Origin of the sequence: Lentzea albidocapillata subsp. violacea (assembly GCF_900100275.1) — a bacterium.
Taxonomy (GTDB): Bacteria; Actinomycetota; Actinomycetes; order Mycobacteriales; family Pseudonocardiaceae; genus Lentzea; species Lentzea violacea.
The window spans coordinates 419,911-433,366 of the sequence record NZ_FNET01000005.1; the positions used below are offsets into that span (position 1 = coordinate 419,911).

Sequence of the window (13,456 nt, forward strand, 5' to 3'; positions counted from 1 at the left end):
GATGCTTTCACGCCCCGTGATTCAGCGCGTGATCTGGAGGGCGATGGCCATCGCGAGACGCTGGTCTGGATCGTCGAGGGGAAGTGGTGTCACCTCGGACATCTTCTGCATGCGATACCGCAACGTGTTCGGGTGCACGTTGAGCTCCTTGGCCGCCGCCCGCACGTCCCCCTGAGTCGTCAGCCACGCCCTCAACGTCGTCGCGTACTGCGTCCCGTACTCGGCGTCGTGTCGCAATATATTGGATATCGGTCCACGGGTCGGCAGTCGTCCGGCCTCGGCGACGGCGGCGAGCCGGTGCAGCAGGACCTGCGCCCACGCGTCGTCGTAGACAACCGGTACACCGGTGGAGAGCGCGAGGCATTCATCCGCTTCCTGCCGTGACGTAGGTAGCTGCGTCGCCTCGGCCGGCCCCCCGATGCCTGCCAGCACCGTCGCCTCGGCGGGCAGTTCGCGCACCAGCGAGCGCACCCACGCGACGGCGTCGTCGGCGGCGGGGATGACGGTGTAGAGGACGTTGCCGAACAACGCGCTGCGCCCAGGCCGCGACCAGCCGAAGCCGGCTGTGGCCCGTTGAAACGCGAGCACCGCCGCGCCGTGCTCACCCTCACCCGCGTGGGCCTGCACCGCGATCACCCGCAGATCGGCGGACGGCAGCCCGAGGCGCGCGACGTCGGCGGACTCAGGCTGGTCGAGCAGCCTGATCACCAGGTCGGCCTCGGCCTGGCGTTCGAGGTCCGTCGACGCCCGCGACCGCAACAGGTGCAACGCCGCGGTGCGCGCGCCGTCGACCAACGCGGCACTCCGAGCCGCGTCCACCGGCCCCGTCACCTCGACCCACACGGACCCCAGCAGCTCACGACCCGCCCGCACCGCGGCGACGAGCCGGTTGCCCAGCTGCGGGGTCAGCTTGGGCACGAAGATCGGCTCGTCCGACGACGCGAGGTGCGTGAACACGCCGAACTCGTCCAGCGCCCGCCGGGCCTCCTCCGGCACCCGCCGCCCGAGGATGGTCTGCACCCGCACGGGGTCGACGTCCTCCTGCCGGTAGGAGTACGCGAGCACGCGGGACTGCTGGTCCTCGATCGTCACCGGCCCGCCCACGACACCCGCGATCACGTCGGCGAGCCCGAACAGGTCCCCGGTCCGCGTACCGCCGTTGACCAGCGTCTGCGTGACGTTCGCGAGCTGACTCCACGGCACAGACGGATCCACGAGCAACACGGCGGCACCGGACTTCTTGGCCGCGGCTACCACCCGTTCGTCGAGCGGCGGCCTGCCGTGCAGAACCACCGCGGACGCCACCGTGGAAGACACGAGCCGCACCGCCGCCGCGACCGACGGCGTACCCAGCCCGAGAAGCACGTCACCCGCGGCCGCCGGCGTGTTTTCCGCAGGATCATGGAGGGCAACCCCACGAAGTTCGGCGTCACGTCCCCTCGGCGCGCAGGCCAGATGCGTGCCCAGGCTGCCGAGCACGTCCACGAGGCGATCAAGGGCGACCACCCGCGGATGTTAACCGCCAACCGGGCGTCCCTGGCGTCACTCGGACGTGGGACTATTGGACGCGTAGCCGATGGAAGTTGGACGAGGTGGTGTCGTGAGCAGTCCCGACCGGACCGACACCCCGGTGTTGATCACCGAGGCGGCCCCCTCCTACGAAGAACAGCACGCTGCCCGGCGCCGGAAGTACGCGATCATGATGAGCCTGCGCTTCCCGTGCCTCATCCTCGCTGCGCTGTTCGCCCACATCTGGTGGCTGGCCCTGTTCTTCATCGTGCTGTCCGTGCCACTGCCGTGGATGGCCGTGCTGATCGCGAACGACCGGCCGCCGCGCAAGGCCGAGAAGGCCAACCGCTACGAGGTCGAGCGCCGCGCCATCGCCCCGAAGAGCACCACCGTCATCGACGGCTGACCTGCCGCCGAACCCGCACGAATCGGACAGCGGCCCCGCGCCGTCCGTGCCATTGCAATGAGTCTTTTGACTTCGTCCGCAAACGTTTTTTGCATCCGGTGGGCGCAGCAGCACTACCCAACGTCGGTGCTGACGAGTGGCGAGACGCTGGCCTTGAGCCTCTGACCAGGGCGGCGATGGGTGCGGGGCGATTGAGAAGGCAACCGATATATCAGTTCGAACTGATATATCGGTTGAAGCCAAAGACCTAACGGGGTGGTTGGGCGCCCACGACACTGACCGCGCGAGAGCCCGCGCGGATGCCGCCGAGAAGAGCGTCGCGCTTCGACGCGCCGGACAGCCAGGCCGCGAGGAAGCCCGCGTCGAAGGCGTCACCGGCGCCCGTCGAGTCGATGCACTCGGTTACTTCAGCGGGAACTGAGATCAGCTCGTCGGCGTCGACCCACGTCGCGCCGTCGGGCCCAGAGGTCACCACTACGGCACCGACGTGGGAGAGCAGCGACTTCGCCGACGACGGTTCCGGGAAGCCGGTGAGGGCGAGGAGTTCGTCCGCGTTGGGGAGCAGGAAGTCGACGCCGCGCACGTCCGCCAGGAACGCCTCGGGCGAGTGGATCAGGACGGCTGCCTGGGGGTCCACGGACGTCGTCCAGCCCGCGGCGCGGGCGGCGTCGAGCACGGCCAGGCCGGCGGGACGTGAGGTCGCGTCGAGCAGCACGTAACCGGAGAGGTGCAGGTGGCCATGGGGCTCGGCGAGCAGGCCCGGGGCTAGGTCGGCGGGGGAGAAGCGGGCGTTCGCGCCGCGGTCGGGGAGCATCGAGCGCTGGCCGTCCTCGTCCACCAGGACGACCACGCAGCAGGTGGCCAGGTCCTGGTCGACCGCGAAGGCGCACTGGACGCCTGCCGTGGTCAGTTCGGAGTGGACCTGGCGGCCTGCCGAGTCGGCGCCCACGCGGGCCACCAGGACCGGCGAGGCGCCGCAGGCCGCGAGCCAGACCGCCGTGTTGGCGCCGGCGCCGCCCGGCTCGATGGTCACCTTGGCGCGGACGTCGCCGCCGTGGGCGATGGGGCCTGCGTGGCGGGCCACCACGTCGAGGCCCGCGTCACCGACCACGACCACCGGCCTCACTGGAACAGCTCGACGGCGACGGCGGCGGCCACGGAGACGTTGCTGACGACGAGCTCCTCGTTGGCGTCGAGGCTGACGCCGGCGCTCGCGGTGTGGAAGTGCTCCAGCAGGACGGGGGTGACGTCCTTGCCACGCACGTCCTGGTCGACGAGCTTCTGCAGGCCCTCGGCGAGCAGGCGGTCGTGCAGCGCGGAGTCCATCTCGAAGGCGGCGGGGATCGGGTTGGCCAGGACCATGCCGCGACCACCGGCCGCGAACACGGCCGCGGCCTCGGCGGCGGTGTCGACCCGCCACGACAGGTCGAACTCCGACTCGCGGCGGTAGAAGGCCGGGAAGCGCGAGGTCCGGTAGCCGACGACCGGCACCGAACGGGTCTCGAAGACCTCCAGGGTCGCGCCCATGTCCAGGATCGACTTCACGCCCGAGCAGACGATGAGCACCGGCGTCGTCGCCACCACGTCGAGGTCGGCGGACACGTCCCACGTCTCGCGCGCGCCGCGGTGCACGCCGCCGAGACCGCCGGTCCCGAACACGCGGATGCCCGCCTGGTGGGCCAGGGCCGTCGTGGAGGCCACGGTCGTCGCGCCGCTGCGGCCCAGGGCGTAGGCGGGGCCGAGGTCGCGCAGCGAGAGCTTCACGAGGTCGCCCGCGTTGCAGACCCGATCGAGCTCGGACGAGGAGAGACCGATGCGTGGCACGCCGTCGAGCACGGCGATCGTCGCGGGGACCGCACCGGCCTCCCGCACCACCTTCTCCAGGCGTGCGGCGACCGTCAGATTGCGCGGCGCGGGCAGGCCGTGGGACAGGATGGTGCTCTCGAGAGCGACGACGGGACGGTTCTCGGCCAGTGCGGTGGCAACTTCTTCAGCGATGTGCAGCGTGGTCACGAGTGGGCATCATCCCAGGTACCCTGGGCGCGTGAGCACCCAGACTCTTCCCGAGGTCGACGTACGGCCGGATGAGACCGACCAGTCTTCGGACGACACGCCGAAGATGTTCCACTACGTGCGCAAGGCGAAGATCGCCGAGAGCGCCGTGATGGGCACGCACGTGGTCGCGCTGTGTGGCGAGGTCTTCCCGGTCACGCGGTCGCCGAAGCCCGGTTCCCCGGTGTGCCCGGACTGCAAGAAGATCTACGAGAACCTTCCTCCCGGCGGCGACGGCGACTAGTCACACCAGACCCTTCGGCGCCCGCCGCCTCGAGCTGACTCGATGCGGCGGGCGTCGCTGTCTCGAGAATTTTCGAGTGGGGACGTGACGGCTGACTAGCGGCGCTGCTTCTCTTCCTCCGCGTGCGACCGCTGCTCCTGGATCTCCAGCGGCATCGTCAGCTGCGTGTCCGCGGGGGAGGGCGCCGAGTAGACCGTGTTGTTCTCCTGCTTGGGCGCGGCCTCCTCGGAACGGATGCGGGACGCCGCGCGCTCCATCTCGAGCCTGCGCCAGCGGCGGCGCTGGCGGCGGGTCATCCGGGCCGGCCACATGTCCTGGACGGCGCTGTTGAAGTACGCGCCGATCGTGATCGCCAGGCCGATGAAGAACACGAACAGCAGGAACGCGATCGGCGTCGCCAGCGCGCCGTAGGTGTAGCCGGTGGTGGTGATCCACTGGATGTACAGGCGCAGGCCGATGGACGACAGGATGAAGAACACCATCGCGAGGATCGCGCCGGGCAGTACACGGTGGTACGGCAGCCTTCGTGGCAGCGCGACCTTGTAGAGCAGCGACAGCGAGAGCACCAGCAGCAGCGCCACGCCGGGGTAGTAGAACCGGCCGACCCACGTCGTGATGTACGGCTGCCAGGACGCCGGGAAGAACTGCGGCAGGATGTCCGGGCCCAGCGCCAGCACCGGCAGACCGATCACCAGCGCCACCAGTGACACCAGGTAGAGCAGCAACGCGAAGACCCGTTGCCACACCTCGTTGCGCACGCCGTACTGGCCGTGGGCGACCGTGATCGCGTCGACGAACGACGACATGGCCGACGACCCCGCCCACAGCGAGATCAGGAAACCGATCGAGACGATCTCGCCCTTGCCGCTCGACAGGATCTCCGCGACGGTCGGCTGGATCACGCCGTTGACGACGTCCGCGCTGAAGATCGTCCGGGTGAACCCGATGATCTTCTCCTGGACGGACAGGACGATCTCAGGGCCGAACCAGGTGCCGATCCAGCCCATCGAGCCCAGCACGCCGAGCAGCAGCGGGGGGAACGACAGGGTCTGCCAGAACGCGGCTTCGGCGGCTTCTGAGAAGATGTTGTGCTGCCACGCCTTCGACAGCGTGCGCGCGAACAGACGCAGCGGCCCCTTGCGGCCGGACCTGCGCGCGTCGTTGTCGGAAGGCGAACCCATCGCAGTGACAAGCATGGTGCATACCGCCACGTTTCGCGGCATCGACGCCTGGAACAGGTAGGGTCGTAGTGCCCTCGGCCACGGTCTGCCTGAGGGTATTGCCATGTTTGACCTGCATAAATGAGGAGAAACACGTCTGTGACAGCGACAGCAGCAATGCGACCGCTGCGGGCATGGCAGCGGCGCGCGCTGACCAAGTACCTCGCCGTCAAACCCAAGGACTTCCTCGCCGTCGCGACGCCGGGTGCGGGCAAGACGACCTTCGGGCTCCGCGTTGCCGCCGAGTTGCTGGCCGACAGGACGATCGAGGCCGTCACGATCGTCACGCCCACCGAGCACCTCAAGCACCAGTGGGCGAAGGCGGCTGCCGAGCAGGGCATCCACATCGACTCGAACTTCCGCAACACCAACGCGATGACCTCCCGCGACTACCACGGTGTGGCCGTCACGTACGCACAGGTCGCCGCCCATCCGACGCTGCATCGGGTGCGCACCGAGAACCGCAAGACGCTCGTGCTGCTCGACGAGGTGCACCACGGCGGTGATGCCAAGTCGTGGGGTGATGCGATCCGTGAGGCGTTCACGCCCGCGGTGCGCCGTCTGTGCCTCACCGGCACGCCGTTCCGCTCCGACGACTCGCCGATCCCGTTCGTGCAGTACGAGGAGAGCAACGGCGGCTTCAAGACGTCCAAGGCGGATCACACGTACGGGTACTCCGACGCGCTGCGCGACGGCGTGGTGCGGCCCGTGCTCTTCCTGGCGTACTCGGGCGAGGCGTCGTGGCGGACCAGCGCGGGCGAGGAGTTCACCGCGCGCCTGGGCGAGCCGCTGACGCAGGAGCAGACCGCGCGGGCGTGGCGCACCGCCCTGGACCCGGCCGGCGACTGGGTGGCGTCCGTCCTGCGTGCCGCCGACCAAAGACTCACGCAGAAACGCGAGAACGGCCTGCCCGACGCGGGCGGCCTGGTGATCGCGACCGACCAGACCGTCGCGAAGGCCTACGCGCAGGTGCTCCAGCGCGTCACGGGCCACATCCCCACGCTCGTCCTCTCGGACGACCCGAAGGCGTCCGGCAAGATCGCCGAGTTCGCCGCGACGAACGAACGCTGGATGATCGCCGTCCGCATGGTGTCCGAGGGCGTCGACGTGCCGCGGCTCGCCGTCGGCGTGTACGCGACGTCGTCGTCGACCCCGCTGTTCTTCGCCCAGGCCATCGGCCGCTTCGTGCGCAACCGGAAGCCCGGCGAGACCGCCTCGGTGTTCCTGCCGTCGGTGCCGGTGCTGCTGGCGCTCGCGTCCGAGTTGGAGGCCGAGCGCGACCACGTCCTGGGCAAGCCGCACCGCGAGAAGGACGGCTGGGACGACGAGCTGATGGCCGCGGCCAACGCGGTCAAGGACGAACCGGGCGAGGACGAACGCGCCTTCACGGCGCTGGGCACCACCGCCGAGCTCGACCAGGTGATCTTCGACGGCTCGTCGTTCGGCACCCCGACCCTCGCGGGCTCCGTGGAGGAGCAGGAGTACCTAGGTCTGCCGGGGCTGCTCGAACCGGACCAGGTGCGCACCCTGCTGCTGCAGCGGCAGGAGGAGCAGATGGCGACCGCCGCCAAACGCCCCAAGCCCGAGGCCGCGGTGCGCGAGGCACGGCCCGTGGGCGTGCAGGAACGCCTCACGTCGCTGCGCAAGGAGCTCAACACCCTCGTCGCGATGCACCACCACCGCACGAAGAAGCCGCACGGCAAGATCCACAACCAGCTACGCGAGTACTGCGGTGGGCCGCCGACTGCGATGGCCACCATCGAGCAGCTCGAAGAACGGATCGCGACCCTGCGGTCCTGGTAGCGATATCCGATATATCAGTTACGCGTGACGGCGACGGCGAGCGTGCTGTAGCGCACGGTCAAACGGCCGCCGATCGCGTCGATCGCACCACCGATGTCGGACGTGAGCCCCGTGATCTGCTCAGCGCTGAGCAGGGCCATCGGGCTCATGGTGAGCGTGAGGTCGAGGAACTCGGCTGTCGTGAAGGTCCGTTCCCAGTCGGCTGCCCACTGCTCGGCGCCGGAGAACTCTCCCGTGCCGGCGAACGCGTCGGCCGTGCGCACGCAGCCCTCCTGATACGACTTGAACGCCTCGTCGTAGGAGTGACCGACGCGGTACGGGACCTGCGGCGCCACCTTGTCGTAGGCCGCGACGAAGGCCTCGGAGATCGGCTCCGGCGTCCCGAACACGTGCCAGAGCGCCACGAACACGCCGCCGGGCCGCAGCACCCGCGCCGCCTGCGCCAGGCCTGCCTCGGTGTCGACCCAGTGCCACGACTGCCCCGCGACGACGGCGTCGAACTCCCGGCCGGCCGGATCCCAGGTCTCGAACTTCGCCACGTCGACGGTGACCCCCGTGGCGCGGGCGAACTCGGCCATCCGCTCGTCGTGCTCCACCCCGAGCACGTCCAGCCCGGCTGCCTGGAGCTGTCGTGACAGGACGCCGGTGCCGCAGCCGACCTCCGCGACCCGCGGCCCCGGACTGGCGGCGGCGAGCTTCGCGATCAGGGCGCCGGGATAGGCGGGCCGGGTGCGGTCGTAGCGGGCCGCCTCGGCACCGAACGAGATCGCCAGCCTTTCGGCGGCTTCCTTGTCGACGGTCATGCACCCAACCTAGGGATGTCCGGGAGGTGACCGGCGGGCGTTCACCGCAGGCGATATCCGATATATCGCCGTTGAAACCAGTAGCGCGGTGGTAACGCTCTCACAACTCTCGGTGACCAGATTTCGCCACGGTTACCGCATCGTTGCGACTTAATCGATTCAGTGTGGTTCCGGTCACGCATATGTCCGGCATACGTTGTGCGCCACAACATTCTCTGTGACACAGCGCAGTGAAAGGGATGGCGGATGCGCAGCAAGACTCTCGCTTCCATCGCCGTTACCGCGGGCCTCGCCCTGGCGGTCTCGGCGTGCGGCGCCAACACGTCCTCCGGCACCGGAGGAGGCACCGAAACGAATTCTGGCAGCGGCACGGGCGCGAAGGTCGGCGTGATCCTGCCCGAGACCGCCTCCTCCGCGCGCTGGGAGGGCTTCGACAAGCCGCTCCTCGAGGCGGCTCTGAAGAAGGAAGGGCTCGTCCCCGACATCCAGAACGCTCAGGGCGACGTGCAGAAGTTCAGCACCCTGGCCGACGGCATGATCAACGCCGGCGTCAAGGTCCTGATCATCGCCACGCCCAACAGCGAGGTCGGTGCCTCGGTCGCCAAGAAGGCGCAGGCCCAGGGCATCCAGGTCATCGACTACGACCGCCTGAACACCGGCGGCTCCTCGTCCTACTACGTGTCGTTCGACAACGTGAAGGTCGGCGAGCTGCAGGGCCAGGGGCTCTCGGACGCGATGAAGGCCGCCCCGCAGGGTGCGAACGTCATCGAGATCGAGGGCGCGCCGACGGACAACAACGCGACCCTGTTCCACCAGGGCCAGCAGAAGGTCCTCAAGCCGCTCTACGACTCGGGCAAGCTCAAGCTGGTCCAGTCCCAGCCGATCGACAACTGGGACAACCAGAAGGGTGGCCAGGTCTTCGAGCAGATCCTGACCAGCAACGGCGGCAAGGTCGACGGCGTCGTCGCCGCCAACGACGGCCTCGCCGGCGCTGTGATCACGGTCCTCAAGAAGGTCGGCCTGAACGGCAAGGTCCCGGTCACCGGTCAGGACGCCACCCCGGACGGCCTGCAGGCCGTGCTCCGCGGTGACCAGTACATGACCGTCTTCAAGCCCATCAAGGACGAGGCCGAGGCCGCCGCCAAGCTGGCCGCCGCTCTGGCCAAGAACGACACCGCCGCCGCCGACGCGCTCGCGTCCGCCTCGACGGACGACACCAAGGGCAACCGCAAGGTCAAGTCCGTCCTGCTGTCCGCCCAGCTGATCACGAAGGACAAGGTCAAGTCCGTCGTGGACGCGGGCTTCGTCAAGGCGTCGGAGATCTGCGTCGCCGACACCCAGGCCGCCTGCACCGAGCTCGGCATCAAGTAAGACCGCGTGCGTCGGGCGGGGTGCGGAACTCCGCACCCCGCCTCGGCGCGTGGTAACCACGGAGGAAACCCAGTGAGCGAGCCGATTCTCGAGCTGCGCGGCATCAACAAGAGCTTCGGTCCCGTGCACGTCCTGCACGACATCGACCTCGACGTCCATCCAGGCGAGGTCACCGCCCTCGTCGGCGACAACGGCGCGGGCAAGTCGACGCTGGTCAAGTGCATCGCGGGCATCCACCCAACCGACTCGGGTGAGGTCCTGTTCGAGGGCAGGCCGGTGCACATCAAGGGCCCGCGCGAAGCCGCGGAGCTCGGGATCGAGGTCGTCTACCAGGACCTCGCGCTGGCCGACAACCTGGACATCGTCCAGAACATGTTCCTCGGCCGTGAACGCACCAAGGGCGGCCTGCTAGACGAGACCGACATGGAACAGGCGGCGCGCAAGACGCTGGCGTCGCTGTCCGTCCGCACGGTCAAGTCGGTGCGCACCCAGGTCTCGTCGCTGTCCGGCGGTCAGCGCCAGACCGTGGCGATCGCCAAGGCCGTGCTGTGGAACAGCAAGGTCGTCCTGCTCGACGAACCCACCGCGGCGCTCGGCGTCGCGCAGACGCGGCAGGTGCTCGACCTGGTCCGCAGGCTCGCGGAGCAGGGCCTTGGCGTCGTACTGATCAGCCACAACATGAACGACGTCTTCGAGGTCGCCGACAAGATCGCGTGCCTCTACCTCGGCCGCATGGCCGCCGTCGTGGGGTCCAAGGACGTCACGCACGGCCAGGTCGTCGAGCTGATCACCGCCGGTCGTTCCGGCGACCTGGGCATCGCCCGCCCTGAGGCGGCGACGATCTGATGAGTTCCGAAGAGGGCGGCATGACCGACACCACCGAAAAGCACGAGCACGACCACGAGATGCCCCAGCAGGGTGCGATCTCCGACTTCGGCATCGACACGACGTCCCAGTCCACGGGCGAGGCCGTGCGCGACTACTGGGCCAGGGTCCGCGGCGGCGAGCTGGGCTCGCTGCCCGCGCTGCTCGGGCTCGTCGTGCTGCTCGTCGTGTTCAGCGCGTTGTCCCCCACGTTCTTCACCCTCGGCAACCTCGCGAACCTGCTCCAGCAGGGCGCCAGCATCACCATCATCGCGATGGGCCTGGTGTTCGTGCTGCTGCTCGGCGAGATCGACCTGTCCGCCGGTACCGCGTCCGGTGTGACGGCAGCGGTGATGGCGCTGCACCTCATCAACGACGGCAACCTGCTCGGCGGCATGGGCGACACGGTGTTCTACGTGTTCTGCGGCCTGCTGGTGCTCGCCATCGTGCTCGCCTCGGTGATGAAGATCTGGGCCGGTGCGGTGCTGTCCGCGATCGCGCTCGTGATCGCCGCGGTCGGCATCCCCGCGAACGCCTGGCTGGAGATGCTGCTCGCGATCTGCGTCGGCGCGGCCATCGGCTCCATCACGGGCTTCCTGGTCGCGAAGGTCGGCATCCCGTCGTTCGTCGTGACCCTGGCGCTGTTCCTCGTCTGGGGCGGTGTCGTGCTGCAGTTCATCGGTGACGGCGGCACGCTCGGCCTGCGCGACGACACGATCTTCAACGTCGCCAACGGCAACCTGAACTTCGTGGGTTCCTGGGCGTTGTTCGTCATCGCCGTCGGCGGCTACGCGGCGGTCGTGCTCACCCGCCACTTCTCCCGCCTGCGCAAGGGACTCGTGGCCCAGCCGACCTCGCTGGTGCTGGGCAAGATCGGCGCCCTCACGGTGCTGGCCGCCGTCATCACCTACGCGCTCTCGCTGAACCGGGCGCAGAGCAACCTCGTGATCATCGAGGGCGTGCCGTACGTGGTGCCGTTGGTGCTCGTGCTGCTCGTGATCGGCACGTTCGTGCTCGACCGCACCAGCTACGGCCGTCACGTCTACGCAGTCGGTGGCAACAAGGAGGCCGCCCGCCGCGCCGGTATCAACGTCGAGCGGATCAGGATGAGCGTGTTCGTCATCGCCTCCTCGGCCGCCGCGATCGGTGCGATCGTGTACTCGTCCAAGGTCGGCTCCGTCGACCCGAACGCCGGAGCCGGCAACACGCTGCTGCTGTCGGTCGGTGCGGCCGTCATCGGTGGCACGTCGCTGTTCGGCGGCAAGGGCCGGCTGCGCGACGCGGTCATCGGTGGCGCGGTGCTCGCGATCATCCAGAACGGCATGGGCCTGCTCAGGCAGCCCGCCGCTGTCGTGTTCATCGTGACCGGTCTGGTCCTGCTGCTCGCCGCGAGCGTCGACGCGTTGTCCCGCCGCCGGGCGGCCACCGCGGCTCGATGACGCGGTGACCGGCCCCACGTCCGGCACCCGTCCCGACGAGATCCGCAGGCACAACCGGACGGCGCTGCTGCGCCGCCTGCACATCGACGGACCGTCCACCAGGGCGTCGCTCGCGGCTGAGCTCGGCCTCAACCGCAGCACGATCAAGGCCCTGGTGGACGGCCTCGCCGAAGCCGGTGTCGTCGCCGAACGCGTGCCCGCTCTGCGCAGCGGAGCGGGCCGCCCGTCCCTGCTCGTGCTGCCCCAGCCGAACGCCGCCGTCGTCATCGCGATCGACGTGCGCGTCGAGCACGTCGCGATGGGGTTCGTCGGCCTCGGCGGGGAGATCCTCGGACGGGACAGCTGGAACCTGCACCGGACGCGTGATCCGGGGGAGGTCATCACGCACATCGTCGAGTCGGCGCGCCTCATGGCCGACGACCTCGACGCCACCGCGGTCGGGGTGGGTGTCTCGGTGCCCGGCGTCGTGCGACGCTCCGACGGGTACGTCCACGAGGCACCCAACCTGCACTGGACCGGTGTCGCGCTCGGCAAACGCCTGGAGGCGGTGCTGAAGCTGCCGGTCCAGGTCGGCAACGACGCGGAGCTCGGTGCACTGGCCGAGCACGTGCGCGGTGCGGCCCGCGAGTCCTCGGACATGGTCTACATCTCCGCGGACGTCGGCGTCGGCGGAGGCGTGATCCTGTCCGGGCAGCCGTTGCGCGGCTCCGGCGGTTACGTCGGCGAACTCGGGCACATGGTGGTCAACCCGGCCGGACGGCGGTGCTACTGCGGCTGCGACGGCTGCTGGGAGACCGAGGTGGGCGAACCGGCGCTGTGCCGGGCGCTGGGTCTTCCCGACGACGCTCCGCGCGGCGCCGTCGTCGCGGCGTTGCGGGCGTTGGACGACCCGTCGGTGCTCGACGAGTTCGCCGGCTGGCTCGCACTGGGGCTCGCGAACATCGTCAACATCCTCGGCCCGGAACTGGTCGTGCTCGGCGACCTCTACACCGCACTGCCGGCGTCCGTCGTCGATTCGGTGAGCTCCGCCGTGCAGGTGCGCAGTCTCGTCTCGCGCGCGGTCGGCGGGACCCAGGTCGTGACATCGCCCCTGGGCCGCGACGCGAAGCTCGTCGGAGCGGCTGAGCTGGCCTTCGAACCCGTGCTGGACGCCATCTAGAAAGCGAAGGGGGCGGAGACCCAGAAGGGGTCCCCGCCCCGAGCGGCTAGGTGGGGTGGAAGTCAGCCCTGCTGAATTTCAGCAGCGAGCTCGCGCAGCTTTTCGCTGTGTGCGCGGGAGTGGTGCCCGCAGAACAGCAGCTCGCCCCCGGACGGGAGAACGGCGCGAACCTGGGCAGCAGCCCCGCAGCGGTCGCAGCGGTCGGCAGCGGTCAACTCGGGGCGGGTGAGTGCTGCAGTCATAATGGATCTCCCTCCGTCCCAGCACCGGAAACGGTGTGTTTCGGTGCCCTCTTACCAAGCTGCGACCACAGCGCCCCTGGCCGGTGCGCGGTGCTCGCTGCCTCCACTCTGACAGACGTTTCGGCGATAGTCAGTGTTCCCGTGTACGTGGCGACTCGCGTCACTATGCGATTTACCCGCCTGCAGCATGCCCACACCTGTGTTCGCCACCGGTTCACCGTCTTGACATGCACACTGAGCAACCGGAAACCCGCTGGTGGAGCAGCGTGTTCCGGCCATTCGGTCGGTTGCGTGCGACCGGGAGTGTGATATCCCTTGCGCTTGTCCGCCCTCCGCGAACAGGT

Annotated in this window: 13 protein-coding genes; 7 read left to right on the plus strand and 6 right to left on the minus strand. The window is 69.1% G+C overall.

Going from position 1 to position 13,456, the window contains the following annotated elements:
• Positions 1 to 21: 21 nt before the first annotated feature.
• Positions 22 to 1,506, minus strand: a complete 1,485-nt coding sequence (locus tag BLR21_RS15025; protein WP_090006421.1) for a PucR family transcriptional regulator — start codon at positions 1,504 to 1,506, stop codon at positions 22 to 24.
• Positions 1,507 to 1,576: 70 nt separating this feature from the next.
• Between BLR21_RS15025 and BLR21_RS15030 the strand changes: the two genes are divergently transcribed.
• A complete protein-coding gene (locus tag BLR21_RS15030) occupies positions 1,577 to 1,915 on the plus strand; it encodes a DUF3099 domain-containing protein (protein WP_090006422.1) in 339 nt (112 codons plus the stop codon).
• Positions 1,916 to 2,162: 247 nt separating this feature from the next.
• Here the strand turns inward: BLR21_RS15030 and BLR21_RS15035 are convergent, their stop codons facing one another.
• Both BLR21_RS15035 and BLR21_RS15040 read right to left on the minus strand, forming a co-directional pair.
• On the minus strand, positions 2,163 to 3,041 hold the full coding sequence (locus tag BLR21_RS15035) for a carbohydrate kinase family protein (RefSeq protein ID WP_090006423.1): 879 nt from the start codon (positions 3,039 to 3,041) through the stop codon (positions 2,163 to 2,165).
• A complete protein-coding gene (locus BLR21_RS15040; protein WP_090006424.1) occupies positions 3,038 to 3,928 on the minus strand; it encodes a pseudouridine-5'-phosphate glycosidase in 891 nt (296 codons plus the stop codon). Before BLR21_RS15040 ends, BLR21_RS15035 begins: the two co-directional genes overlap by 4 nt.
• 31 nt (positions 3,929 to 3,959) lie before the next feature.
• Between BLR21_RS15040 and BLR21_RS15045 the strand changes: the two genes are divergently transcribed.
• On the plus strand, positions 3,960 to 4,211 hold the full coding sequence (locus tag BLR21_RS15045; RefSeq protein ID WP_090006425.1) for a DUF3039 domain-containing protein: 252 nt from the start codon (positions 3,960 to 3,962) through the stop codon (positions 4,209 to 4,211).
• 95 nt (positions 4,212 to 4,306) lie between these two features.
• Here BLR21_RS15045 and BLR21_RS15050 read toward each other — a convergent pair whose 3' ends face one another.
• Positions 4,307 to 5,407, minus strand: coding sequence for a YihY/virulence factor BrkB family protein (locus tag BLR21_RS15050; protein WP_090006426.1), 1,101 nt, complete (start codon positions 5,405 to 5,407; stop codon positions 4,307 to 4,309).
• A 141-nt stretch (positions 5,408 to 5,548) separates the two neighbouring features.
• Here BLR21_RS15050 and BLR21_RS15055 point away from each other — a divergent pair, with 141 nt between their 5' ends.
• Positions 5,549 to 7,234 (plus strand): DEAD/DEAH box helicase, encoded by a 1,686-nt coding sequence (locus BLR21_RS15055; protein WP_256334693.1) that lies wholly within the window; start codon positions 5,549 to 5,551, stop codon positions 7,232 to 7,234.
• 14 nt (positions 7,235 to 7,248) lie between these two features.
• Here BLR21_RS15055 and BLR21_RS15060 read toward each other — a convergent pair whose 3' ends face one another.
• The gene (locus tag BLR21_RS15060; protein ID WP_090006428.1) at positions 7,249 to 8,037 is read right to left on the minus strand and encodes a class I SAM-dependent methyltransferase; all 789 of its coding nucleotides are present in this window, start codon (positions 8,035 to 8,037) and stop codon (positions 7,249 to 7,251) included.
• Positions 8,038 to 8,283: 246 nt separating this feature from the next.
• Between BLR21_RS15060 and BLR21_RS15065 the strand changes: the two genes are divergently transcribed.
• The 4 genes from BLR21_RS15065 to BLR21_RS15080 all read left to right on the plus strand — a co-directional run bounded on the left by BLR21_RS15065 (position 8,284) and on the right by BLR21_RS15080 (position 12,870).
• Entirely contained in the window at positions 8,284 to 9,408 is a 1,125-nt protein-coding gene (locus BLR21_RS15065) for a sugar ABC transporter substrate-binding protein (RefSeq protein ID WP_090006429.1), read from the plus strand.
• Positions 9,409 to 9,480: 72 nt separating this feature from the next.
• Positions 9,481 to 10,254 (plus strand): ATP-binding cassette domain-containing protein, encoded by a 774-nt coding sequence (locus tag BLR21_RS15070; protein WP_090006430.1) that lies wholly within the window; start codon positions 9,481 to 9,483, stop codon positions 10,252 to 10,254.
• A 20-nt stretch (positions 10,255 to 10,274) separates the two neighbouring features.
• Positions 10,275 to 11,711, plus strand: coding sequence for a sugar ABC transporter permease (locus BLR21_RS15075; RefSeq protein ID WP_176929646.1), 1,437 nt, complete (start codon positions 10,275 to 10,277; stop codon positions 11,709 to 11,711).
• A 4-nt stretch (positions 11,712 to 11,715) separates the two neighbouring features.
• Entirely contained in the window at positions 11,716 to 12,870 is a 1,155-nt protein-coding gene (locus BLR21_RS15080; protein WP_090006431.1) for an ROK family transcriptional regulator, read from the plus strand.
• 62 nt (positions 12,871 to 12,932) lie between these two features.
• On the opposite strand, the gene BLR21_RS15085 is transcribed toward BLR21_RS15080, so the two are convergent.
• On the minus strand, positions 12,933 to 13,112 hold the full coding sequence (locus BLR21_RS15085) for a DUF7455 domain-containing protein (protein WP_030464836.1): 180 nt from the start codon (positions 13,110 to 13,112) through the stop codon (positions 12,933 to 12,935).
• Positions 13,113 to 13,456 lie beyond the last annotated feature (344 nt).